This is a genomic window from Geodermatophilus sp. SYSU D00697, assembly GCF_054050175.1.
The window spans coordinates 106,224-129,437 of the sequence record NZ_JBJGYV010000003.1; the positions used below are offsets into that span (position 1 = coordinate 106,224).

The 23,214-nt window shown below is 75.0% G+C and carries 24 protein-coding genes; 15 read left to right on the top strand and 9 right to left on the bottom strand.

Going from position 1 to position 23,214, the window contains the following annotated elements:
• Window positions 1-44: 44 nt before the first annotated feature.
• Together ACI79C_RS04145 and ACI79C_RS04150 are read left to right on the top strand one after the other, a co-directional pair.
• Window positions 45-815, top strand: coding sequence for a hypothetical protein (locus tag ACI79C_RS04145; protein ID WP_456944353.1), 771 nt, complete (start codon window positions 45-47; stop codon window positions 813-815).
• A gap of 148 nt (window positions 816-963) precedes the next feature.
• Entirely contained in the window at window positions 964-1,425 is a 462-nt protein-coding gene (locus ACI79C_RS04150) for a lamin tail domain-containing protein (RefSeq protein ID WP_456944354.1), read from the top strand.
• Window positions 1,426-1,435: 10 nt separating this feature from the next.
• Here the strand turns inward: ACI79C_RS04150 and ACI79C_RS04155 are convergent, their stop codons facing one another.
• Entirely contained in the window at window positions 1,436-2,704 is a 1,269-nt protein-coding gene (locus ACI79C_RS04155; RefSeq protein WP_456944355.1) for a multidrug effflux MFS transporter, read from the bottom strand.
• 147 nt (window positions 2,705-2,851) lie between these two features.
• On the opposite strand from ACI79C_RS04155, the gene ACI79C_RS04160 reads away from it, so the two are divergent.
• Together ACI79C_RS04160 and ACI79C_RS04165 are read left to right on the top strand one after the other, a co-directional pair.
• The gene (locus ACI79C_RS04160; protein WP_456944356.1) at window positions 2,852-3,472 is read left to right on the top strand and encodes a hypothetical protein; all 621 of its coding nucleotides are present in this window, start codon (window positions 2,852-2,854) and stop codon (window positions 3,470-3,472) included.
• Window positions 3,473-3,584: 112 nt separating this feature from the next.
• Window positions 3,585-5,078: a M1 family aminopeptidase gene (locus ACI79C_RS04165; RefSeq protein WP_456944357.1), complete on the top strand. Its 1,494-nt coding sequence runs from the start codon at window positions 3,585-3,587 to the stop codon at window positions 5,076-5,078.
• 31 nt (window positions 5,079-5,109) lie between these two features.
• On the opposite strand, the gene ACI79C_RS04170 is transcribed toward ACI79C_RS04165, so the two are convergent.
• On the bottom strand, window positions 5,110-5,994 hold the full coding sequence (locus ACI79C_RS04170) for an acetoacetate decarboxylase family protein (protein ID WP_456944358.1): 885 nt from the start codon (window positions 5,992-5,994) through the stop codon (window positions 5,110-5,112).
• Between the two features lie 122 nt (window positions 5,995-6,116).
• Between ACI79C_RS04170 and ACI79C_RS04175 the strand changes: the two genes are divergently transcribed.
• Window positions 6,117-8,450, top strand: coding sequence for a putative bifunctional diguanylate cyclase/phosphodiesterase (locus ACI79C_RS04175; RefSeq protein ID WP_456944359.1), 2,334 nt, complete (start codon window positions 6,117-6,119; stop codon window positions 8,448-8,450).
• A gap of 9 nt (window positions 8,451-8,459) precedes the next feature.
• On the opposite strand, the gene ACI79C_RS04180 is transcribed toward ACI79C_RS04175, so the two are convergent.
• The 4 genes from ACI79C_RS04180 to ACI79C_RS04195 all read right to left on the bottom strand — a co-directional run bounded on the left by ACI79C_RS04180 (window position 8,460) and on the right by ACI79C_RS04195 (window position 12,697).
• Entirely contained in the window at window positions 8,460-9,002 is a 543-nt protein-coding gene (locus ACI79C_RS04180) for a PaaI family thioesterase (protein ID WP_456944360.1), read from the bottom strand.
• Between the two features lie 208 nt (window positions 9,003-9,210).
• Window positions 9,211-10,035 carry a succinate dehydrogenase/fumarate reductase iron-sulfur subunit gene (locus ACI79C_RS04185; protein ID WP_456944361.1) on the bottom strand — a complete coding sequence of 275 codons (825 nt, stop codon included), beginning with the start codon at window positions 10,033-10,035 and terminating at the stop codon, window positions 9,211-9,213.
• Complete coding sequence (locus ACI79C_RS04190) at window positions 10,032-11,978, bottom strand: fumarate reductase/succinate dehydrogenase flavoprotein subunit (RefSeq protein ID WP_456944362.1); 1,947 nt, start codon at window positions 11,976-11,978, stop codon at window positions 10,032-10,034. Before ACI79C_RS04190 ends, ACI79C_RS04185 begins: the two co-directional genes overlap by 4 nt.
• Window positions 11,979-11,992: 14 nt before the next feature.
• Complete coding sequence (locus tag ACI79C_RS04195; protein WP_456944363.1) at window positions 11,993-12,697, bottom strand: succinate dehydrogenase cytochrome b subunit; 705 nt, start codon at window positions 12,695-12,697, stop codon at window positions 11,993-11,995.
• Between the two features lie 179 nt (window positions 12,698-12,876).
• On the opposite strand from ACI79C_RS04195, the gene ACI79C_RS04200 reads away from it, so the two are divergent.
• A complete protein-coding gene (locus ACI79C_RS04200; RefSeq protein ID WP_456944364.1) occupies window positions 12,877-13,485 on the top strand; it encodes a sulfite oxidase-like oxidoreductase in 609 nt (202 codons plus the stop codon).
• Window positions 13,478-14,194: an FAD-binding oxidoreductase gene (locus ACI79C_RS04205; protein WP_456944365.1), complete on the top strand. Its 717-nt coding sequence runs from the start codon at window positions 13,478-13,480 to the stop codon at window positions 14,192-14,194. Before ACI79C_RS04200 ends, ACI79C_RS04205 begins: the two co-directional genes overlap by 8 nt.
• Here the strand turns inward: ACI79C_RS04205 and ACI79C_RS04210 are convergent.
• A complete protein-coding gene (locus ACI79C_RS04210; RefSeq protein ID WP_456944366.1) occupies window positions 14,086-14,529 on the bottom strand; it encodes a hypothetical protein in 444 nt (147 codons plus the stop codon). The two genes, ACI79C_RS04205 and ACI79C_RS04210, sit on opposite strands and share 109 nt — an antisense overlap.
• Window positions 14,530-14,781: 252 nt before the next feature.
• On the opposite strand from ACI79C_RS04210, the gene ACI79C_RS04215 reads away from it, so the two are divergent.
• Together ACI79C_RS04215 and ACI79C_RS04220 are read left to right on the top strand one after the other, a co-directional pair.
• The gene (locus ACI79C_RS04215; RefSeq protein ID WP_456944367.1) at window positions 14,782-15,297 is read left to right on the top strand and encodes a GNAT family N-acetyltransferase; all 516 of its coding nucleotides are present in this window, start codon (window positions 14,782-14,784) and stop codon (window positions 15,295-15,297) included.
• A 92-nt stretch (window positions 15,298-15,389) separates the two neighbouring features.
• On the top strand, window positions 15,390-15,893 hold the full coding sequence (locus ACI79C_RS04220; RefSeq protein WP_456944368.1) for a cupin domain-containing protein: 504 nt from the start codon (window positions 15,390-15,392) through the stop codon (window positions 15,891-15,893).
• Between the two features lie 83 nt (window positions 15,894-15,976).
• On the opposite strand, the gene ACI79C_RS04225 is transcribed toward ACI79C_RS04220, so the two are convergent.
• On the bottom strand, window positions 15,977-16,675 hold the full coding sequence (locus ACI79C_RS04225) for a monooxygenase (RefSeq protein ID WP_456944369.1): 699 nt from the start codon (window positions 16,673-16,675) through the stop codon (window positions 15,977-15,979).
• Window positions 16,676-16,816: 141 nt separating this feature from the next.
• On the opposite strand from ACI79C_RS04225, the gene ACI79C_RS04230 reads away from it, so the two are divergent.
• The 3 genes from ACI79C_RS04230 to ACI79C_RS04240 are packed head-to-tail and all read left to right on the top strand — an operon-like array spanning window position 16,817 to window position 19,348.
• Window positions 16,817-17,626, top strand: coding sequence for a formate/nitrite transporter family protein (locus ACI79C_RS04230; protein WP_456944370.1), 810 nt, complete (start codon window positions 16,817-16,819; stop codon window positions 17,624-17,626).
• Between the two features lie 58 nt (window positions 17,627-17,684).
• Entirely contained in the window at window positions 17,685-18,587 is a 903-nt protein-coding gene (locus ACI79C_RS04235) for an ABC transporter ATP-binding protein (protein WP_456944371.1), read from the top strand.
• Window positions 18,584-19,348, top strand: a complete 765-nt coding sequence (locus ACI79C_RS04240; protein ID WP_456944372.1) for an ABC transporter permease — start codon at window positions 18,584-18,586, stop codon at window positions 19,346-19,348. Before ACI79C_RS04235 ends, ACI79C_RS04240 begins: the two co-directional genes overlap by 4 nt.
• Here the strand turns inward: ACI79C_RS04240 and ACI79C_RS04245 are convergent.
• Window positions 19,345-19,893, bottom strand: coding sequence for a DUF1990 family protein (locus tag ACI79C_RS04245; RefSeq protein WP_456944373.1), 549 nt, complete (start codon window positions 19,891-19,893; stop codon window positions 19,345-19,347). The genes ACI79C_RS04240 and ACI79C_RS04245 overlap by 4 nt on opposite strands.
• 98 nt (window positions 19,894-19,991) lie before the next feature.
• On the opposite strand from ACI79C_RS04245, the gene ACI79C_RS04250 reads away from it, so the two are divergent.
• From ACI79C_RS04250 to ACI79C_RS04260, 3 genes are read left to right on the top strand one after another with little or no spacing between them, the layout of a single operon-like run.
• Entirely contained in the window at window positions 19,992-20,663 is a 672-nt protein-coding gene (locus tag ACI79C_RS04250; RefSeq protein WP_456944374.1) for a TetR family transcriptional regulator, read from the top strand.
• The gene (locus ACI79C_RS04255; protein ID WP_456944375.1) at window positions 20,660-21,580 is read left to right on the top strand and encodes an ABC transporter ATP-binding protein; all 921 of its coding nucleotides are present in this window, start codon (window positions 20,660-20,662) and stop codon (window positions 21,578-21,580) included. Before ACI79C_RS04250 ends, ACI79C_RS04255 begins: the two co-directional genes overlap by 4 nt.
• The gene (locus ACI79C_RS04260) at window positions 21,577-23,205 is read left to right on the top strand and encodes an ABC transporter permease (RefSeq protein ID WP_456944376.1); all 1,629 of its coding nucleotides are present in this window, start codon (window positions 21,577-21,579) and stop codon (window positions 23,203-23,205) included. Before ACI79C_RS04255 ends, ACI79C_RS04260 begins: the two co-directional genes overlap by 4 nt.
• Window positions 23,206-23,214 lie beyond the last annotated feature (9 nt).

Here is a 23,214-nt window from a genome sequence, read left to right on the forward strand (position 1 = left end):
GGTCACGGAGGGCGACGCCTCGGCGCGGCCCATAGCGTCCGATCATGATCGCCTCGACGCGCCACCGCCGCCGCAGCCTGCCGATCCTCCTCGCCGGCGTGGGACTGCTGACCGCCACCTCCGCCTGCGCCGACCGCGGTTCGGGCGAGGCCGCGGCCCCGTCGTCCGGCGCGAGCTCCGCTGCCAGCCCGGCCGCCCCCAGCCCGGCCGCCGAGGAGGCGGAGCTCAGCACCGAGGACGAGCTGGCCGCCGGCCTGCTGCCCCCCGAGGCGTTCGGCCCGGACGCCCAGGTCGTGACCGTCGACGTCCGCCAGCTGTCGACCTCCGGCTCGGGCGGGCTGCCGCCGGGCGGGACGGTCACCCCGCCGGAGTGCGGGCAGAGCGTCGGGTCGACCCAGCTGACCCCCGAGGACTTCGGCGTCGTCGTCGCGCAGACGGCGACCACCGGCACCGGCGTGACCGCCCAGGTGCTGGCCGAGAGCGAGCAGGTGGACGGCGAGGAGCCGCAGTTCGACGAGGTGGTCGCCCGGTGCCCGGAGGTCACGGTGGAACTGCCCGACGGCTCCCGGGCCACGATCACGTTCACCGACTTCGAGGTCCCCGACGTGGGCGACACCAGCGACGGCGTCGCCTTCACCACCGCCGTGCAGGGCGCGGACGGGACCAGCGTGACCGTCCCGACGCTGATCGCCGTGGCCGCCGAGGGGCAGCGGCTGCTCTTCCTGCAGCAGACCGGCGCGAGCTCGGCGCCGCTGGACGAGGCGGCCTTCACGGCGCTGTTCGAGGACGCCTTCGAGGCCCAGCAGCAGGCCTGACACCCGATCGGGCGACAGGAGGGCCGGAGACGTCCTCCGGCCCTCCTCGTCCCGGTACAGATCGACCCCGACCGCGCCGATGGAGTGCGGCAGGGACGCACGGGACCGCCGCCCACCCGGGCCGCGTCGTGCGCGGGGAGGAGCGGACGTGGCGGCAGTGCGCAAGCGGATCGGCGCGATCGTTCTCGCGCTGGTCATCGCGGTGGCGGGAGGCGTCCTGGCGGCGGCGCCCGCGCAGGCGGCGCCGGCGGTGCGGATCGAGAAGATCTACTACAACAGCCCGGGCACCGACACCCGCTCGGCGGCCAGCCTGAACGCCGAGTACGTCCTCCTCCGCAACACCACGACGCGGACGCAGACGATCACCGGCTGGACCGTCCGGGACGCCGCCGGGTGGGTCTACGCGTTCCCGGTCACCACCATCGCGGCCGGCAAGAGCGTCGTGCTCCGCACGGGCAAGGGGACCAACGCGGGCGCCACCCGCTACTGGCAGCGCACCAACTACGTGTGGAACAACGACAAGGACACCGCCCAGCTGCGCACCCGGGCCGGTGCGCTGGTGCACTCCTGCAGCTACAACGCGCCCACGGCGGTCTCCCGGACCTGCTGACCTGGCGGCCTCAGCCGACGGGGACGTCCTCGGGCTCGGTGAGCCGCCACGGCCGGACGACGGTGACCAGCACGGCGATCGCCACGAGCAGGGCACCGACCACGACGATGCCCATCGCCGCGGCGTCGTTGCCCAGCACGCCGACCAGAGGGGCCACCGCGGCGCCGACGCCGAACTGGACGGCGCCCAGCAGCGCCGCGGCTGCACCCGCCGCCTCCCCGTGCCGCGAGAGCGCCAGGGCCGGCGCGTTCGGCAGCGCGAGGCCGCCGCAGAACAGCACCGCCCACAGCGGCACCACGACGCCGGCCAGCCCGCCGGTGCCCGTGAGCGCGAGCACGAGCAGCACCGCGCCGGCGACCGTCCCGGTGACGATGCCGGCGACCAGCACCTGGGCGGAGGTCCACCGGCGCAGCACGACGGGGTTGAGCTGGGTGGCGGCGATCAGCCAGAACGCGCCGGCCCCGAACAGCAGCCCGAACTGCTGCTCGTCGAGCCCGAACTGGCGCTGGAAGACGAACGAGGAGCCGGAGACGTAGCTGAACAGGCCGGCCATCGTCAGGCCCGCCACGACCACCAGGCCGACGTAGGTCCGGTCCCTCAGCAGCCCGCGGTAGGTCCGCAGCGTCCCGGCCAGGCCGCTGCTGCGGCGGCGCTCCGGGGGCAGGGTCTCCCGCAGCCCCAGCGCCCCGACGGCGAGCAGCAGCAGGCCGTAGACCGCCAGCAGCGCGAAGATGCCCCGCCACGAGGTGAACCGCAGGACCTCCCCGCCGATCGTCGGGGCGAGCACCGGCGCGGCGCCGAGGACGAGGAACAGGCGGGACAGCATCGTCGCGGCGGCCCGCCCGGTGTACAGGTCGCGGACGACGGCCAGCGCGATCACCGCGCCGGACGCGGTGCCCACACCCTGCAGCACGCGCAGCACCCCGAGGACGGCGACGTTCGGCGCGACGAGGACCAGCAGCGAGGCCACCACGTACAGCGCCGTCCCGGCGAGCAGCGGCCGCGTGCGTCCCAGGGCGTCCGACAGCGGGCCGAGCACCAGTTGTCCGAGGGCGAGGCCGACCAGCGTGCCGGTGAGCGTCAGCTGGATCATCGCCGACGTCGTCCCCAGGTCCGCGGTGATCGTGGGCAGGGCCGGCAGGTACATGTCGATGGTCAGGGGACCCACCGCGACGAAGGCCCCCAGGACCAGTGCGAGCAGGGGCCGGCTCATCGGCGGTGCCGCGGGGGAGGCGGCGGCGGGGGTGTCCCGGGTGGCGGGGTCCTGCGTGGTGGTCACGGGGGTCCTTCGGCTCGGACGGCGTCGACACGGCCCTCGTCGGCCACGTACGAGGAGGACAAGTGCCACCAGCGCCGACGCATTCCACCAGCTCCGCGCGTCGGCCAGGATGGGCGTCCGTCCCTCGACCAGCCCAGGAGTGCCCCCGTGACCGCTGTCCCTGGTTCCCCGCCGCCGGCCCCCCACGTGGTGCCGGCGTTCTTCGTCACGCAGCGGGTCACCCTGATGGTGAACCGCTACGAGGTCGTCGCCGCCAACCCCGACGGCAGCGAGGCGTACACGCTCGCCTTCGCCGAGCAGAAGCGGATGAAGCTCAAGGAGGAGGTGGTCTTCTACAGCGACGCGAGCAAGAGCCGCCGGCTGTTCTCCTTCAAGGCCCGCCAGCGGCTCGACGTCCACGCCGAGCACGACGTCCTCGACGAGCACGGCGCCGTCCTCGGCTCGTTCGGCAAGCGCTTCGGGGCCAGCCTCCTGCGCTCCACCTGGGAGCTGTCGGCGCCGGGGATCACGGCCGTCGGCCGGGAACGCCGCCCGGTCATCGCGATCCTGCGCCGGATCTGGGAGCTCGTCCCGTACCTCGGTGACGTCTGGATCCCCTTCGTCTTCCACTTCGACTTCGTCGACACCACGACCGGGGCCACGGTCCTGGTGAGTGAGCGGCAGAAGAGCATCCGGGACCGTTACACGGTGACCGTGCCCGACCCGCGGCTGGACTTCCGCGTCGCCGCGGCCATGGCCGTGGCGCTCGACGCCCTGCAGAGCCGCTGAGGGCACCGGGGGCCGGCACCTGACGACTGCTCGACCGCGGCGACTCCCCCCGCCGAAAGGGGGTGCCGGGCGGCCGTCCCGTTCCCTAGATTCACCGTCAGCGGGGGTGGTCGTGAGCAGACCCGTCGAGCGCGGGCCCGGCTGCACCTGCGGGTGGGCAGAGACCATGCTCGACGGGACCGACCGCAGGTCGTCCGGACGTCGGTGGGCCGTGGGCTGCGGCGCACTCCTCCTCCTCGCCGCGTGCACGTCGTCCCCCGCGGAGCGGGCGGAGGAGGCGGGCCCGGCGTCCGACTGCGGCACGGCGGAACGGGCCGCGCCCGACCCCGACCGGCCCGTCGTCACGCTGGACTTCCGGCTCGAGGACGACCGCCGCACGGTGACCGGGACGGAGACGGTGGCCTTCACCCCGGACCTGCCCGTCCAGGAGCTGTGGTTCCGGCTGATCCCCAACGCCCCCCAGTCGGCCGGCCACGAGCTGCGGGTCGACGCCGTCCGGGGGGACGACGTGACCGGCGGCCGGCACGTCGCCGCCGAGGCCGCGCCCGGGACCCCCGGCGGCCTCTACCGGGTCGACCTGCGGGCGCCGGTCCCGGCCGGGCAGACGGTGTCCGTGGAGCTGGACTTCACCCTGCGGCTGGCCTCCGGCCGGACACCGGCCGGCTTCGACCGGCTCGGCGCCCGGGAGGACGTCACCTGGTGGGCCAGCGGCTTCCCGCTGCTGACGTGGGAACCCGGGCACGGCTGGGCGCGGGACCCGTTCAGCGAGATCAGCGGCGAGACGACCGCCGCCACGGTGGCCGACACGACCATCCGCGTGTCGGCGCCCGAGGAGCTCACCGTCGTCATGACCGGCGACCAGGAGCAACCCCAGGCGGCGGCCGGAGGCCGGCGGCTGTGGGAGTCGCACGAACCGGTCTCCCGGGACGTGAGCGTGGCGGCGGGGGAGTTCGACAGCGCGCAGGTGCAGGCGGGCGACACCGCGGTGACCGCCGCCGTGCTGCCGGGGGCGGACACCTCCGCCGAGGAGCTGGCCGAGGACACCGCCGCGGCGATCACCCTGCTGGAGGCCCGGTTCGGACCGTTCCCGTACCCGACCCTCACCGTTCCGCTGGTGGACGACGACGGCGGCGGCGAGGAGTACTCCTCGTCGATCCTGCTGGGTGACGAGGACTTCGGCCTGGTGGTCCACGAGGTCGCGCACATGTGGTTCTACGGGATGGTCGGCAACTCCCAGTTCCGCGACCCCTGGCTGGACGAGTCCTTCGCCACCTACGCCGAGACGGTCGTCGAGGACTGGGGGTACGACGAGGACGACCTGGACCGGGGCGGGCCCGTCGCCGGCACGATGGCCCAGTTCGCCGACCAGGACGACTACGAGCGCCGGGCCTACTCGAAGGGCGCCGCCGCCCTCCTGGCGGCGCGTGAGGCGGCCGGGGCGGCGGCCTTCGACGAGGCGGTCCGCTGCTACGTCGACACGCAGGCGTGGACGATCGCCCGGCCCGAGGACCTCGCCCGTGCCCTCGACGGGCTCCCGGACGCCGTCGACGTCCTGGTCGACGCCGGTGCGCTCGACCGGCAGGACGTGGAGGCCGCGGGGAACTGACCGGTCGCCCGCCTCGTCGGGCGGCGGTCCCTCAGGCGGGCACCGGCGGCGCATACAGGTCCAGCGCGGCGGTACCCGGGTACCGGACGGTGAACCGGCCGCGCGCCCGCTCCGCACCGCGGTGACCGTGGTGGGCCGGCGCCGGCCCGACGGCCCGGCCGGCGGGCAGCAGGCTGCGGTGCTCCAGGTAGTCGAACACCGCCAGCGGGGACGGCGCGACGCCGAGCCGGCGCAGGTGCTCGGCCACCGGGTGGTCCCCGAGCTCCAGCTGCCCGGAGCCCGCCCCCACGCCGAGGCGCAGCCGCCCGGCCATGGGCACCACCGTCTCCACCAGTTGCCCGTCCCGCTCGCTGTACATGACCGCGGGCCGGCGGTCGGGGAACACCGGTCCGGCGGCCCGGACGGTCAGCGACAGCACCGGCGTCGCGCCCTCGGACAGGGTCACCCGCCGCGCCGGCCGCTCCTCGGCGAAGTCCATGTCAGCGACGAACTTCGGGAACCCCCACAGCGCGACTCCGGCGTCCCGGGCCTCGGCCGTGGTCACCGGCAGGTGCAGCACGAACAGCGGCAGCCGGCGGCGCAGCAGCGGCAGCACGCGCGGCGCCGGGCCGCGGGTCACAACGGCCGCGACCGAGAGCTCCCCGTAGGGAGCCAGGAGCCCGGGCGGGTCGTCGGCGGTGGTCACGGCGCGGTAGCGGAAGGCGGCCACCGACAGGAGGGCCCGCCCGTCGGCCCACCGGACCGGCCGCAGCGGGCCGGCGGGGAGGGCCGCGGCGACCGCGGCGGAGTCTGCGGCGTGCACCGAGGCGAAGCACGAGCTGTCGGAGTAGCGCAGCGGCAGCCGGAACGAGCGGTCGCCGACCCGGACCTCCGGGGTCGGCCCCGCCCAGTCGTCGGGATCGTCCCGGTGGGTCACGGCAGCTCCCCTCGACGGCTGCCCCCAGCCTGCACGGCGCCGTCGCGGTGTCCAGGGGCGCCCGGCCCGGGGGAGGGACCTCCCCCTCCCGAGGGAACCGGAGGATCCGGCACCGGGCTGGGGTGGAGAGCGACGGGGACGCCGCCGATGCCTTGACCGTGGTGGAGCACAACCCCGGCGCGCAGCGAGGCGCGCGGACCCGCCAGCGCACCGACCGGTCGCTGCGGGTGGTGCGCGCGGCCGCCGCCGTGCTCGGGGCGACCTACGTGGCGTCGCTGGTCGCCTCGGGCCTGGGTGCCACCGGCCGGCTCGCCGTCCTGGCCGGCGGGGGGAAGCTGATGTTCCTCGCCGGGCTGGCCGCGCTGCTCGCCGCGCGGGCGGCCGTCGCGACCCGGGACCGGGGCGCCTGGCTGTGCTTCGCCGCCGCGGTGGCCTCCTACCTGGCCGGTGCGCTCGCCCAGCAGCTCCACTACTCCTCCCTGCCGGTGGTGCCGCGCCCCTCGTGGGCCGACGTCGGCTGGATGGGCCTGTACCCGTGCGCCTACGTCGGCCTGTTCCTCCTGCTGCGGGCGCGCGTGCGCCGGCTGACGTCGAGCATGTGGCTCGACGGCGTGGTCAGCGGGCTGACCGCCGCGGCGCTGGGCTCGGCGTTCGCGCTGGGCGCCCTCCTGCGGACGGCGGAGGGGCCGCCCGGCGCCGTCGTCACCGCCGCCGCCTACCCCATCGCCGACCTGCTGCTGCTCGTGCTCATCGCCGGCGCGCTGGCCGTCGTGGGCCGCGGCGCCGGGGGTGTGTGGTGGTGGCTGACCGGCGGCATGGCGCTGTTCGGTGTCACCGACACCGTGTACGCCTACCAGGTCGTCCACGACTCGTTCGTCCCCGGCTCGGCCCTGGACCTCGGCTGGGGGCTGGCGTTCGGCTGCTTCGGCCTGGCCGCCTGCTCCGCGCCGCGGTCCGGGGGCACCACGCGGCTGGAGGGGCTGGGTGCGCTCGCCGTCCCCGGGGTGTGCGCCGTCGCCGCGCTGACCCTGCTGTTCTCCGGCTACCTGGAGGGCGGCGACCCGCTGGCCGGCGTGCTCGCCCTGTGCGCCGTCCTGGCCGCCCTGGCCCGCACCGCCCTCACCTTCCGCGACGTGCGCGCGCTGGCCGACAGCCGCCGCCAGGCGCGGACCGACGACCTCACCGGCCTGCCCAACCGCCGGCAGGTGTTCGAGGCGCTGGCCGGCGTCGACGCGCACCTGCGCGCCGGCGGCAGCGTCGCGGTGCTCGTGGTCGACCTGGACCGGTTCAAGGAGATCAACGACTCGCTGGGCCACGCCGTCGGGGACGCGCTGCTGCGCCAGCTCGGCCCGCGTCTGCTCGCGCAGCTGCGTGGCGGGGACCTGCTCGCCCGGCTCGGCGGCGACGAGTTCGTCGTCGTGGCGTCCGACCTGGACGACACCGGCGCCCTCACCCTCGCCCAGCGGCTGTGCGCCACCCTGGAGGAGCCGTTCCGGCTCGGTGGCATGGCGCAGCGCGTCGACGCCAGCGTGGGCATCGCCGTCGGCCCGCAGCACTCCCGGTCGGCCGAGGAGCTGCTGCAGATGGCCGACCTGGCCATGTACTGCGCCAAGGCCACCCGCTCCGGGGCCGCCGTCTACGACGAGGAGCGGCACGGCTCCGGGCGGCACCGGTTGGAGGCGGTCGAGCAGCTGCGCGCGGCCATCGCCGGCGGCGAGCTGGTCCTGCACCACCAGCCCAAGCTGACCCTGGCCACCGGCGCGGTCGAGGGCGTGGAGTGCCTGGTGCGCTGGCAGCACCCCACCCGCGGGCTGCTGTACCCCGACGCGTTCATCGAGCTCTCCGAGTCCGCGGGGCTCATGTCGTCCCTGACGTCGGCGGTGGTCGACCTCGCCCTCGCCCAGCGCCGCGCGTGGGCCGACGACGGCCGCGAGCTCACCGTCGCGGTCAACGTCAGCCCCTCGGACCTGGTCGACGAGCGCTTCCCCGACGAGGTCGCCGCGCTGCTGCACCGCCACGGCGTCCCCGCGTGCGCGCTGGTCCTCGAGGTCACCGAGAGCCTGCTCATGGCCGACCGGGAGCGCGCCGCCCGCGTCCTCGCCCGGCTGCGCGAGGCCGGCGTCGGCGTCTCCATCGACGACTACGGCACCGGGTACTCAAGCCTGGCCTACCTGGCCGCACTCCCGGTGACCGAGCTGAAGCTGGACCGCGCCTTCGTCGCCGCGCTGACCGACAGTCCCCGGTCGGCGGCGATCGTCACCTCGACCCTGCAGCTGGCGCACGCGCTCGGTCTGACGCTGGTGGCGGAGGGGGCCGAGGACCAGGCGACCGTCGACGCCCTGGCCGTCCTCGGCTGCGACGTCGTCCAGGGGTACCACCTCAGCCGACCGCTGACCGCCGGGCAGCTGGCCGACTGGCTGGACTCCTGGTCGGCCCGCCGCGACCTCGTCGGCTGAGCGCGGACCTCAGCGGGGGAGGGGGAAGACCAGCAGCGAGCTGGACGCGGTCGCCACGGCCTGCCCGGCGGCGTCGCGGACCTCGCCCTCGGCGAAGGCGACACGCCGGCCGGGCTTGACCACCGTGCCGACGGCGGTGAGCGGCCCGCTGCCGGCGTGCACCGACCGCAGGTAGTTGACCTTGATCTCGATCGAGGTGTACCCCGTGCCCCGTGGCAGCGTGGAGTGGACCGCGCACCCCGCGACGGTGTCGAGCAGGGTGCACACGAGGCCGCCGTGCACGACGCCGATCGGGTTGTAGGCCGACTCGTCGACCGCGCAGCGGAACTCCACCCGCCCCTCGGTGACCGAGACGACGTCCATGGGGAACAACCGGGCGATCGGGGGCGGGGGGAGGAGCCCGTCGCGGATGGCCTCCAGCGCCTCCAGCCCGCTGCGCTCCAGCGCCCCGGCCGCCACCACCATGGGGTCGTGCCAGGTCACCGTGCGCGAGCGCGGCTCGCCCCAGGCGGCGGGGGAGGTGGTCGGGTCGGTGATCGGCTCGGTCGTCACCCAGCTAGGTTCGCACACCGAACTCAGCGGGTCGCACCCGGCCGGCCGACTGCCGGCCAGGGCGCCTCGACGACGACAGCGGGCGGGGACCGCGGAGGGTCCCCGCCCGCTGTGGTGCCCCGGTCAGGCCGGGGTCCCGCCTCGGCTCCTGGCCCCGTCCCGGGTCCCGCCCTGAGCCTGCGAAGGGTGGGGAGGACGGGGTCCTCTCTCAGCTCTTCGGCCGGGCGCCGGCGCGCAGGGCGCCGAGCAGGTCGTGGTTGAGCCGGGAGATGGTCTCCATCGAGATGCCCTTGGGGCAGGAGGCCGAGCACTCCCCGATGTTGGTGCAGCCGCCGAAGCCCTCACGGTCCTGCTGGGCGACCATGTTGACCACGCGGTCGTTGCGCTCGGGCTGTCCCTGCGGGAGCAGCCCGAGGTGGGTGACCTTGGCGGCGGTGAACAGCATCGACGACGCGTTGGGGCAGGCCGCCACGCAGGCGCCGCAGCCGATGCAGGTGGCGGCGTCGAACGCGGCGTCGGCGTCCTTCTTCGGCACCGGGACGGAGTGGGCCTCCGGGGCGGTGCCGGTCGGGACGCTGATGTAGCCGCCGGCCTGGATGATCCGGTCGAACGCCCGCCGGTCGACGGCGAGGTCCTTGATCACCGGGAACGGCGTCGCGCGCCACGGCTCGACGTCGATCGTGTCGCCGTCCTTGAACGACCGCATGTGCAGCTGGCACGTGGTGGTCTGCTGCGGCCCGTGCGCCATGCCGTTGATCATGACGCCGCACATGCCGCAGATGCCCTCGCGGCAGTCGTGGTCGAACGACACCGGGTCGTCGCCGGCCTGGATCAGCTGCTCGTTGAGCACGTCGAGCATCTCGAGGAAGGACATGTCCGGCGAGATGTCGGCGACCTTGTAGGTGACCATGCGGCCCTTGTCGCGCGGGCCGTTCTGCCGCCAGATGCGCAGGTTGAGGGTCATGCCGCGCTTCTCGGCCCGCGCGTCCTGCGCGCCGACCGTCGAGTGGGCGCCCTCGTGGGTGACTGTCACTTGTAGCTCCGCTGGGCGAGGTGGACGTACTCGTACTCGAGGGCTTCGCGGTGCAGGACGGGCGGAGCGCCTTCCGGCGTCCACTCCCACGCGGCGACGTAGGCGAAGTTCTCGTCGTCGCGCAGCGCCTCACCGTCGGGCGTCTGGCTCTCGGCCCGGAAGTGCCCACCGCAGCTCTCGTTGCGGTGCAGGGCGTCGACGCACATCAGCTCGGCGAGCTCGATGAAGTCGGCGACCCGGCCGGCGTGCTCCAGGGTCTGGTTGAAGCCGCCCTCGGTCCCGGTCACCCGCAGGTTGGTCCAGAACTCCTGGCGGATCTCGGGGATCCGGTCCAGGGCCTTGCGCAGGCTCTCCTCGGAGCGCTCCATGCCGCAGAGGTCCCACATCAGCCGGCCCAGCTCCCGGTGGAACGAGGCGGGGCTGCGGGTGCCGTTGATGGAGAGCAGCTTCTGCACCTGCGCCTGGACCCCCTGCAGCGCCTCGACCACGGCGGGGTGGCTGTCGTCGATCTTGGCGAACGGGGCGTCGGCCAGGTACTCGGTGATCGTCGACGGCAGCACGAAGTAGCCGTCGGCCAGGCCCTGCATCAGGGCGCTGGCGCCGAGCCGGTTGGCGCCGTGGTCGGAGAAGTTGGCCTCACCGATCACGAACATGCCCGGGATCGTCGACTGCAGGTCGTAGTCGACCCACAGGCCGCCCATCGTGTAGTGGACCGCCGGATAGATGCGCATCGGGGTCTCGTACGGGTTCTCGCCCGTGATCTGGGCGTACATGTCGAACAGGTTCCCGTACTTGGCCTCGACCGCCGGCCGGCCCATCCGCCCGATGGCGTCGGCGAAGTCGAGGTAGACGCCCAGCCCGCCGGGGCCGACGCCGCGGCCCTCGTCGCACACGTTCTTGGCCTGCCGCGAGGCGATGTCGCGGGGCACCAGGTTGCCGAAGGAGGGGTAGATGCGCTCCAGGTAGTAGTCGCGCTCGTCCTCGGGGATGTCCCGCGGGTCGCGGGTGTCGCCGCGCTCCTTGGGCACCCACACGCGGCCGTCGTTGCGCAGCGACTCGCTCATCAGCGTGAGCTTGGACTGGTAGTCGCCCTTGACGGGGATGCAGGTCGGGTGGATCTGCGTGTAGCAGGGGTTGGCGAAGTACGCGCCCCGTTTGTGCGCCCGCCAGATCCCCGTGGCGTTTGAGCCCTTGGCGTTGGTCGACAGGTAGAACACGTTGCCGTACCCGCCGGTCGCCAGGACGACGGCGTCGCCGAAGTGCGTGCTGATCTCACCGGAGACCAGGTCGCGGGCCACGATGCCGCGGGCCCGGCCGTCGACGACGATCAGGTCGAGCATCTCGGTGCGCGCGTGCTGCTCGACGCTGCCGACCGCGATCTGCCGCTCCAGGGCCTGGTAGGCGCCGTAGAGCAGCTGCTGGCCCGTCTGGCCACGGGCGTAGAACGTCCGCGACACCTGGGTGCCACCGAAGGAGCGGTTGTCGAGCAGGCCGCCGTACTCGCGGGCGAAGGGCACGCCCTGGGCCACCGCCTGGTCGATGATGTTGACGCTGACCTCGGCGAGGCGGTGCACGTTGTTCTCGCGGGCGCGGAAGTCGCCACCCTTGACCGTGTCGTAGAACAGCCGGTGCACCGAGTCGCCGTCGTTGCGGTAGTTCTTGGCGGCGTTGATGCCGCCCTGCGCGGCGACGCTGTGCGCGCGGCGCGGGCTGTCCTGGTACCAGAAGGACTTGACCTTGTAGCCGGCCTCGCCCAGCGTCGCGGCGGCCGAGCCGCCGGCCAGGCCGGTGCCGACGACGATGATCGTCATCTTGCGGCGGTTGGCGGGGTTGACCAGCCGGCCGCGGAAGCGGCGGGTGCTCCAGCGCTCGCCGATCGGCACGTCCATGGGTGCCTTGGTGTCGGCGATCGGGTCACCGACGGTGAAGAGGTCGAGAGGCATCGCGGTGGAGCTCCTTAGTCGATGAGCCCGAAGAGGACGGAGAACGGCACGAGCAGGAAGCCGCCGATGAGGACGACGGAGAACGCGAGCGCGAAGAGGTTCACCGTCTTCTCGCGGCGCCGGTTGCTCTGGCCGAGGGTCTGCGTGGCGCTCCAGATGCCGTGCCGCAGGTGCATGCCCAGCAGGATCAGGGCGATGGCGTAGAAGATGACCACGATCGGGTTGGAGAAGCCCGCGACCAGGCGGTCGTAGGGGGTGGTGCCCGGTCCCTCGGGGTTCGCGACGCCGAGCGTCAGGTCGAGGATGTGGTAGATGATGAACGCCAGGACGATCACGCCGCCCCACCGCATGGTGCGCGAGGCGTAGCTCTGGGCCACCGCCTTCTTGGTGACGTACCCGTTCGGCCGGGCGCGCTTGGCCTGGCGCCACAGCGAGACCGCCGCCCAGATGTGCGCCCCGACCGCGACCAGGAGGACGACGCGGATGATCCACAGCGTCGTCTGCGCCGGGACCGCCGGCTCACCGATCGTGCGGATCCACTCCGAGTAGTGGTTGAACGACTCGCGGCCGGTGAAGGCCTTGAGGTTCCCGATCATGTGCGCGATCAGGTAGAGCACCAAGATGATGCCGCTGACCGCCATCACGATCTTCTTGAAGACCGAACTGGTCTTCGCTGCCTTCGGGGTCCTGCGCTGACCCGCTTGCGTCACCGTCACCACGGCTGTCAACGCTAGGTCGTCGCCGTGCCGTCGGCCACGTCAACGCGAGGTGACACAGCTCTCGTAAGGGTGCCCTAACCGCGCCGACCCGCTAAGGTGCGCTCGGCCGCCGTTCAGGTGCGTTCCGCGGCGAGCCCGACCGGGGCCGCCGGTGCACCCCGGAGGGGGAGGAGCACGGCATGGCCGGACCCACTCGAGGCTTCCTGGGCCGCCGACAGAACCGGGATCCCCGGCTCCCGCCCGGGCAGTACGACGCCGGCCGGGACTGGCCGGTGCTCACCGCGGAGCCGACGCCCCGGATCAGCCCCGAGACATGGAGCATCACCGTCGACGGGCGGGTCGAGAACCCGACGACCTGGACCTGGGACGAGGCCCACCGGCTGCCCCGCTCGGAGTACCGCGGGGCCATCCACTGCGTGACCACCTGGTCGAAGTTCGACACCTGGTTCGCCGGGGTCAGCGTCGACACCCTGCTCGAGGCGGCCGGGCCGACCGCCGACGCGCACTTCGTCATCGCGACGTCCAAGACCGGGTACACCACGAACCTGCCGCTGGAGGACGTCACCGGCGGCAAGGCGTGGGTCGTGTGGGAGTACGACGGCGGCCCGCTGCCGATCGAGCACGGCGGACCGGTGCGGTTGCTCGTGCCGCACCTGTACTTCTGGAAGAGTGCGAAGTGGGTCACCCGGCTGACCCTGCTGCAGCGCGACCAGCCCGGCTTCTGGGAGCAGAACGGCTACCACGACCGGGGTGACCCCTGGCGCGAGCAGCGCTACCAGGGTGACTGAGCTCCCGCACCGTCCGCAGGCGCCCAGCGGCGGCTGGCGGACGGCGACCGTGACCGACGTCCGGCACCCCCTCGAGGACGCCGTCCTGCTGCGGCTCGACGTCGCCGACCGCGTCGAGCACATGGCCGGCCAGCACTACGTCGTCCGCCTGACCGCGCCGGACGGCTACCGCGCCCAGCGGTCCTACTCGATCGCCTCGGCGCCCGGCGACCCGCAGGTCGAGCTGTTCGTCGAGCGCCTGTTCGAGGGGGAGGTCTCCACCTACCTCGCCGACGTGGTGCAGCCCGGGGACGAGCTCGAGGTGCGCGGCCCGATCGGTGGCTGGTTCGTGTGGGACGGCGAGATGCCGGCGCTGCTGATCGGCGGGGGCACCGGCGTCGTCCCGTTCGTGGCGATGCTGCGCACCGCGCGCGCCCTCGGCCGCACCGACCTCCTGCGCACCGCCGTCTCCACCCGGACGCTGGCCGAGCTGCCCTACGCCGACGAGCTGGTGGCGGCCGGCGCGCTCGTGGTGACCACGCGGGAGGCGCACGGCATCCGGCCGGCCGGACGGCTCACCCCGGCCGACCTGGTGCCGCTGTGGGAGCCGGGCCAGACGGCCTACGTGTGCGGGTCCCCGGCCTTCGCGGAGGCGGCCAGCCAGCTGCTGGTCGGGATGGGCGTGCCGGCCGCCGACATCCGGGTCGAGCGGTTCGGGCCCAGCGGCTGAGGGAGGGCCAGCACGACGGGGCGCGGGTGGACGCGCGGCACGATCGTCATCGTGGGCAGCGCGCCGGCGTAGGAGAACGAGAAGTACATGGAGCCGATGCCGCCGGCGCGGCCGGCGACCACCGGCTCGTCGAGCGCGCGGCCGCCGGTGTCGGCGACGGGGCCGGAGGCGGCCAGCACGCGGGTGAGCAGCGCGCTGTCGTGGAGCCGGCCGCCGCCCACGGCGGGGGTCGGGTGCGCGGCGCCGGTGAGGTGGCGGTGGGCGGTGGTGTAGCGCTCGCCGGTCCGGGCCATGCGGGCAGGGACGGCGGCCTTCAGGTGCTTCTGGCGGGTCATCGGGAGCTCCTCGGCGCGGCGTGGGTCCGACCGACCCCACGCGTCGCCGGACCCGGCCGCAGCGAAGGTGCGCGTCTGCCGCAGGTCCCGCTCCCCGAGGACCTGATCCCCTCTGCCCTCGCACGGCCGGAGGCGTGGGCAACCGGTCAGCGGGTCGGGCGTGGGGTACGCCGCGGGGTCACGCTACCGGAGCCCGCGGCCTGCGGGGCTCCCCGTGTCGGGGCGTCGCGGGCCGCCGGGAGAATGGGTGACATGCGCAGCGAGGTCTCCCCGGTCGAGCACGTCGACGAGGCGCTGCGCGGGGAGCTGCTGCGGTGCTGGACCGAGGTGTCCGACGCCGGCGGGGCGGTCGGGTTCGTCCCCCCGGTGACGCAGGAGGACGTCGCGCCCTTCCTCGACGCCCTCGTCGCCCGCGTCAACGAGGGGCGGGAGGTCGTCGCCCTGCTCCGGGTGGACGGCGAGGTCGCGGGGTTCGCCGTGCTGTCGCTGTCGGTCAGCCCGCTGCGGCAGCACTGGGCCACCGTGCTGCGCGTGCAGGTGCACCCCAGCCGGCAGGGGCGGGGCCTGGGGCGGGCGCTGATGGCCGGCGTTCACGACATCGCGCGGCGGCGCGGCCTGGAGTTCCTCCACCTGACCGCTCGTGGCGGCACCGGCCTCGAGCGGTTCTACGAGGGGCTCGGGTACACCGAGTTCGGCCGGATGCCCGGCGCGATCCGGGTCGCCCCCGGCGACGACCGCGAGGAGATCCACCTGACCTGCCGGCTGTAGCCGCGGTCCCGGGGGTTGAGGGCAGGTCGCCCGTCCGGGACCCTGGTCGACAGCTCGCCCAGCGTGCGGCGGACGACCGGGGAGGCGCCGGTATGAGCTTCGACGAGCGCGGCTACGCCCTGGGTGCGGAGGAGGGCACCGGGGTCTGGTTCCTCGACACCCGGATGACGGTCAAGGCGGGCCGCGCCCAGACCGGCGGCTCCTTCACCCTCATCGAGTGGTCCGCGCCGGTGGGTTTCGGCCCGCCCCGCCACCTGCACCACGTGGAGGACGAGGGCTTCTACGTCCTCGACGGCGAGCTCGTGGTCGAGTGCGGTGATCGGCGGTGGACCGCCGGCCCCGGCACCTTCGTCTTCCTCCCACACGGCATCCCGCACGTGTTCGTCGTGACCCGAGGGCCGGTGCGCGGGCTGCAGATCACCTCACCGGCCGGCTTCGAGGACTTCATCGGGGAGCTCGGCCGCCCGCCGACGGGCCCGGGCCTGCCCGAGCCGAGCGAGCCCGACGTGCCCCGCCTCGTCGAGGCCGCTGCTCGCTACCGCGGCGAGATCCTCGGCCCGCCGCTCGCGCTGGCCGACGTCGCGCCCCCCGCCTGACCGTCCCGGCCGCTCCGGCTCAGGCCCGCCGCTCGCGCTGGCCGACGTCGCGCCCCCCGCCTGACCGTCCCGGCCGCTCCGGCTCAGGCCAGCGGGTCGCGCCCGCCCAGCGTCCCCTCGGCGGAGACCAGGCCGAGGCGGGCGAAGAGCTCCTCGGCGTACCAGCCCTCCTGCGCGGTCCGCCGGACGACGGCCGCGTGCGGTGCCCGGCCGTAGGCGAAGGCGTTCAGCGCGGCCGAGGAGTCCCAGACGCTGAAGGTGCCCTGCAGGCCGATCGGGGCCTCGCCGATGCCCAGGGCCAGGCGCAAGCCGGGGCTCTCGTGCAGGTCCGCGGAGACCGGCGGGACGGCGCGCCAGAACACGAGCGCCTTGCGCGGGGTGAGCCGGGCGCGGGTGACCGCCGCGACCGGGCCGTCCCAGCGCTGCGGCCAGGGCCGGCCGAAGGGCTCCTCCCGTGACCACCGGCCGCGGGCGGCCAGCGGCCGCAGCCGGGCGGTCCACTGCTCGTCGGCGATCCGCTGCCAGCGGCCGACGACGGGGCCGGCCGCGAAGGCGTCGGCCGCCCGGGCGTCGTCCCACACCGCGAGGAGCGCCCAGCGGCGCGGGTCGGCGTCCCGGACGGTGAAGGTGCGCCCCGTGCCGGTGCCCAGCAGCTTGGCGAAGCGCAGGCCGGGCGTGCGGCGCAGCGCCCGGCGGTCGGCGGCCATCCGCACCAGGGCCTGCGGGACCGCCCGGCCCGGCACGCCCCACACGTGCAGGGTGGCCAGCCGTCGCGAGGTCATGTCCACCGATCCTCCCCGCCCCGCCGTCCCCGCGCCTCCTCCGGACGTGTGCCCTCGCCGGTGTGCGGGGTAGAGCACGCCCGGCCATGCCGGCACTCGAGCAGCGGGGCGGGCGGCGGGCCGCCGGAGAGGGAGGCCGCCGTGGCGCAGTCCGTTCGTGAGCAGTTGGGGGAGACCGACGCCCCCGCGGAGGACCAGGTCGCCCAGGCGTTCGACCGGATCGTCGACGAGGGAGCCCAGCGGTTGCACCGCTCGTGGCGGGAGGTGCTGACGACCGGTCTGGCCGGTGGCCTGGAGGTGGCCACGGGCGTGGTGGCGCTGCTGGCCGTCTACGCCGAGACCGGCAGCCACCTGCTGGCCGGCGTCGCGTTCTCCATCGGGTTCGTCGCGCTGATGCTGGCCAAGAGCGAGCTGTTCACCGAGGGCTTCCTGGTCCCGGTGACCGCGGTGGTCGCGGGCCGGGCCAGCGCGGCGCAGCTGGGCAAGCTGTGGGCGGGCACCCTCGTGGCCAACCTGGTCGGCGGCTGGCTGGTCATGTGGCTGGTCGTGCACGCACTGCCTGAGCTGGGGACCACGGCGATCGAGTCGGGGCGCACCTTCGTGGAGGCGCCGCTGGACCTGCGCGCGGTCTGCCTGGCGCTGCTGGCCGGCGCCTTCATCACGCTGATGACCCGGATGCAGCACGGCGCCGGCTCCGAGGCCGGCAAGCTCGCCGCGTCGGTCGCCGGGGCCTTCCTCCTCGCCGGCCTGGTGCTGTTCCACTCGATCCTGGACTCGCTGATCCTCTTCGGCGCGCTGCACGCCGGCGCCCCGTACGGCTACGGGGACTGGCTGGCCTGGTTCTGGTACACCACGCTGCTCAACGTCGCCGGCGGGCTGGTCGTGGTCACCTTCCTGCGGTTGGTGCGCAGCAAGGAGCTCATCGAGCGGGAGCGGGCCGCCGCGTCCTGAGGGCGCCGTCCGCCGAGCCTCCCGCGCGGCCAGCCCGCGGCTGGCCATGCTGTCGCACGTGATCGAGCTCGACGGCCTCACCAAGCACTACCGGGACCGCGTCGCCGTCGACGACCTCACCGTCCGCATCGAGCCCGGTCGCGTGACCGGCTTCCTCGGCCCCAACGGCTCGGGCAAGACGACGACGATGCGCTGCGTGCTGGGCCTGACCCGCCCCACCGCCGGGACGGCGACCGTGCTCGGTGTGCCCTACCGGAATCTGGACCGGCCGATGCGGCGGGTCGGCGCGCTGGTCGACCCGCGGGCCCGCCATCCCGGGCGGACGGCGTACCAGCACCTCGTCGTGCTCGCGCAGAGCAACGCCCTGCCGATGCGCCGGGTCGACGAGGTCGTCGAGCTGGTCGGGCTGGGCAGCGTGGCCCACGAGCGGGTGCGGGGCTTCTCCCTCGGCATGGGCCAGCGGCTGGGCATCGCCGCCGCGCTGCTGGGGGACCCGGAGGTGCTGCTGCTCGACGAGCCGGTCAACGGGTTGGACCCGGAGGGCATCCGCTGGGTGCGCGAGCTGCTCCGTGACCTGGCCGCGGAGGGCCGCACCGTCCTGGTCTCCAGCCACCTCATGAGCGAGATGGAGGACACCGCCGACCACCTGGTCGTGCTCGGCCGCGGCCGGCTGCTGGCCGACGTGTCGATCGCCGACCTGCTCGGCGCGCACGCCGCCGTCCGGGTGCGCAGCCCGGAGGCGCCGCTGCTAGGGGTGGCGCTGCGCCGGGCCGGCGCGCACGTGTCGCTCGAGGTCGACGGCGCACTGCGGGTCGAGGGCCTGGACGTGACCGAGGTCGGGGACGTGGCCTTCGACGCCCGGGCGCGGGTGCACGAGCTCACCCGCGTGATGGTCTCGCTGGAGGCGGCCTACCTGGCGCTCACCGGTGAGGACGTCGAGTACCGGGCGGGTGCGGCATGAGCCTCTCCCGGACGGATGGCGGGGTGCCGGTGCGGGCGGTGCTGCGCAGCGAGTGGACCAAGCTGCGGTCGGTCCGGTCCACCTGGTGGTGCACGGTCATCTACCTCGCCGTGGTCGCGGCCTTCGGCTGGCTGGCGGCGGCGAGCACGCAGTCCGCGGTGCGGGCCGACCTGGCCGCGGGCGTGGCGCTCACCGGCTTCGGCTTCGGCCAGCTGGTGCTCGTCGTCCTCGGGGTGCTCGCGGTGACCGCCGAGTTCGCCACCGGGTCGGCGCTGGTCTCGCTCACCGTGGTGCCGCGGCGGACCCGCCTGCTGGTGGCCAAGACCGTCGTCGTCACGACGTGGGCGGTGCTGCTCACCGCACTGCTCGCGCTCACCTGCTGGCTGGCCGCGCGGACGCTCACCGCCGTCCCCGGTGGGGTGCCGCTGGGCGACCCGGCGGTGCTGCGCGCGCTGGGGCTGCAGGTCGCCTCCGCGGCGCTGGTGACGGTGCTCGCGGTCGGGTTGGGCGCGGTGCTGCGCTCGACCGCCGGCGGGGTGGGGCTCGGCGTGGCGCTGGTGTTCATGCTGCCGCCGCTGCTCGCCCTGTCCGGGGGCGTGGTGGCCTCCCGGGCCTCCCAGGCGCTGCCGGCGCTGAGGGTCGGCGAGGACCCGTTCCTCGCCGTCCCGACCAGCTGGCCGATGGGGCTGGTCGTCTGCGGCGCGTGGGCGCTGGGTGCCTGGGCGATCGGCGCGGTGCTGCTCGAGCGGCGCGACGTCTAACCCCGCGCGGCGGCCCGCCGGATCGCCGTCAGGTACCGGGCGGTGGCCAGGCGCTGCACGGCGGTGCTGACCGGTCCGCCCAGGCGCGCGAGCGGAGAGGCCAGCCGGGCGAACACCCGCAGGCTGAACACGACCTCGCCGTCGGCCGTCCGCCGCACGAGGAACGCCTCCTCGCCGCTCTCCGGGTGGCCGGGCAGCGTGCCGTAGGCGAAGCCGTGCTCGTCGCCGGTGGTCTGCGCCCAGACGACCCGGCACGGGATGTCGTAGCCCAGCCGCGGCAGGCCGGCGGTCAGGACGACGACGGTGCCGGGCTCGGACGCCGGGCCGGTGGCCCGCACCCGCAACCCGACGCTGCGCTGGGCCCGCCAGTCGAACACCGCGGCGACCGCGCGCGCGAAGACCTCGGGCCCCGTCCCGACGACGACCGAGCGCTCCGCGGTGTCGTAGCCGACCGGCAGCGCGGCCGCCCGTGTCGCACCGACCTCGGGATAGGTGAGCGGTGTCGTGGCGTACGCGGCCGGGTCCGCGGCGCGGAACAGGCCCATCAGCGCCGGCGCCCGTGGATACGCCCGGAGGTCATGGCCCCAGTCTGCCGTGCCCCGACCCGTTGACTCGGGCTGAACAGGTGTTCAGCATGTTGTACGTGCGTTCAGTCGGACGGGACACCGACCTGACCGCCCGCGCCCGGATCCGGGACACCGCGGTGCGGCTGTTCGGGCGGGAGGGCTTCGGTGTCCCGGTGCGCGCGGTGGCGGCCGAGGCGGGGGTCAGCCCGGGCCTGGTCATCCACCACTTCGGCTCGAAGGACGCACTGCGGACGGCCTGCGACGAGCACGTCCTGGCCGAGATCCGGCGGGCCAAGACCGAAGCGGTCGTCCACCCGCAGCCGGGGGAGTTCCTCGCCCAGCTCGCCGCCATCGAGGAGTACGCGCCGGTCGCCGGCTACCTGGTGCACGCCCTGCACTCGGGCGGCGACCTGGCCGCGGCGTTCCTGGCCGCCCTCGTCCGCGACGCGGAGGCGTTCCTGGCGGAGGGGGTGGCGGCCGGCACCGTCCGGCCGAGCCGGGACCCGGCGGCCCGGGCCCGCTTCCTGGTCCACGTCGGCCTCGGCGCGCTGCTGGTCCACCTGCGCTCCCGGCCGGCGGGGGAGGACCTCGGGGCGTCCCTGCGGTCCTACGCCGAGCAGTTCACCCTGCCGGCGCTGGAGCTCTACACCGAGGGGCTGCTCGCCGGCCGCGGGCTCCTCGACGACTACCTGGCCGACCGTGCGCAGCGGCCGGCACACACCCCCGGATCCCCCGAGGAGGGGCCATGACCGGCAGTGTCGCCGTGGAGGTCCGCGGCCTCACCAAGTCCTTCGGCGCCGTCCGCGCGCTCGACGGCCTGGACCTCACCGTCCCCGCCGGCGCGGTCGTGGGCTTCCTCGGCCCGAACGGCGCCGGGAAGTCCACGACCATCCGGGTGCTGCTGGGCCTGCTGCGCGCCGACGGCGGCAGCGTCCGGCTGCTCGGCGGCGACCCGTGGGCCGACGCGGTCGCCCTGCACCGCCGGCTGGCCCACGTCCCCGGGGACGTCGCCCTGTGGCCCACCCTCACCGGCGGCGAGGTCATCGACCTCCTCGGCCGGCTGCGCGGCGGGCTGGACCCTCGCCGCCGCGCCGCCCTGCTGGAGCGCTTCGAGCTGGACCCCACCCGCCGGGTCCGCACCTACTCCAAGGGCAACCGGCAGAAGGTCGCGTTGGTCGCCGCCCTGGCCGCGGACGTCGAGCTGCTGGTCCTCGACGAGCCGACGTCGGGGCTGGACCCGCTCATGGAGGCGGTCTTCACCGAGTGCGTCGCCGAGGTGCGGGCGGCGGGCCGCTCGGTCCTGCTCTCCAGCCACGTCCTCGCCGAGGTGGAGAAGCTGTGCGACTCCGTCACGATCATCCGCGCGGGGCGCACCGTCGAGTCCGGCACGCTGGCCGAGCTGCGGCACCTCACGCGCAGCACGGTGACCGCGGTGACCACGGCCGACCCCGCCCCGCTCGCCGCGCTCCCCGGCGTGCACGACCTCACCGTCGACGGTGACCGGGTCACCTTCGGCGTCGACGACGCGCAGCTGGACGGCGTGGTCCGCGCGCTGGCCTCCCTCGGCGTGCGCAGCCTGGTCGCGGCTCCGCCGTCACTGGAGGAGCTGTTCCTCCGCCACTACGGCGACGAGCTCGCCGCCGTGGGCGCCGGGGACATCCGGTGACCGCGGCGACCGCGGCCCGCGCGACGCAGCCGTGGGCCGGCACCGGCGCGCTGCTGCGCGCCGGGCTGCGCCGCGACCGCCGCCGGCTGGCCGTCTGGGTGCTCGCCGCCGGGCTGGTCACCGTGTACGCCGCGGTCGCGCTCGGCACCGTCTACCCGACGGCCGCCGACCGGCTGGCGCGGGCCGCGGTCATCGACACCCCGGCCGGGGTGGTGCTCAGCGGGCCCGGCTACGGCGTCGAGGAGGGCTATCCGCTCGGGGCGATGATCGCCAACGAGCTCACGCTGTCGGTGGTCGTCGCGGTCGCGATCATGTCGATCCAGGCGGTCGTCCGGCACACCCGCGCCCAGGAGGAGGACGGCGCCGCCGAGCTCGTCCTCGCCGGGGCCGTCGGGCGGCGGGCGCCGCTCACCGCGGCGCTGCTGCTCGCCGGCCTGGCCGACGCGGCGGTCGCCCTCGTCGTCGCCGCCGGGCTCGTCGGGTCGGGGCTGGCCGTCCGCGACTCGCTGGCCCTGGGCGTCGCGATCGGGCTGACCGGGCTGGTGTTCGGGAGCGTCGCCGCGGTCAGCGCGCAGCTGACCGCGCACGCCCGCGCCGCCACCGGCCTCGCGCTGGCCGTGCTGGCGGGAGCGGCCGTCGTCCGCGGCGTGGGTGACCTGCTGCGGACCGGTGGCAGCGCGCTGTCCTGGTCCTCGCCGATCGCCTGGGCCCAGCAGACCCGCGCCTTCGTCGACCTGCGGTGGACCCCGCTGCTGCTGTCGGTCGCCCTGCTGGCGGCGCTCACGGCGCTGGCCGCCCGGCTCGCCGCCGGCCGCGACCTGGGCGCCGGCCTGGTGCCGCCGCAGCCCGGGCCGGCCACCGCGTCGGGCCTGCTGTCCGGTGCGGCGGGACTGGCGGTCCGCCTGCAGCGGGCGACGGTCACCGCGTGGGCCGTGGCGCTGCTGCTGCTCGGGGTGGTCTTCGGGTCCCTCGCCGACGCCGTCGCCGGGATGGTGGAGGAGAACGAGCAGCTGGCCGCCGTCCTCGGTCCGCGCGGCGGGGCGTCGCTGACCGACTCATTCCTGGCGGCCACCGCGCTGTACCTCGCGCTGTGCGCAGCCGGGTTCGCGGTCGCCTCCGTGCTGCGGCTGCGAGCCGAGGAGTCGGCCGGGCGGGCAGAACTGCTGCTGTCGACCGGGGTGAGCCGGGGCCGCTGGCTGGGTGGTGGGCTGCTGGTGACGGCGGCCGCCTCGGCGCTGCTGCTGACCGCCGCGGGGCTCGGCACCGGCGCCGCCGCGGCCGCCGTCCGCGGGGACGCCGGGCTGCTGCTGCCGCAGGTCGGAGCGCAGCTGGCCCACCTGCCGGCCGTGCTGGTGGTGGCGGCGCTGGCGGCCGCCCTCGTGGGCCTGGTGCCGCGGCTGGCCGCGCTCGCCTGGGCCGTGGTCGTCTGGGTCGTGGTGGCCGGGTTCTTCGGGGAGCTGCTGGGCTTCCCCGGCTGGCTGCGGCGCCTCTCGCCGTTCGACTGGGTCCCGGGGCTGCCCGCCGAGACCCTGACCGTGGCCGCGCCCGCCGGCCTCGTCCTGCTCGTCACCGCCCTCGTGCTCGTGGCGCTGGCCGGCGTCCGGCGCCGCGACGTCCCGGCGTGATCCCGTAGG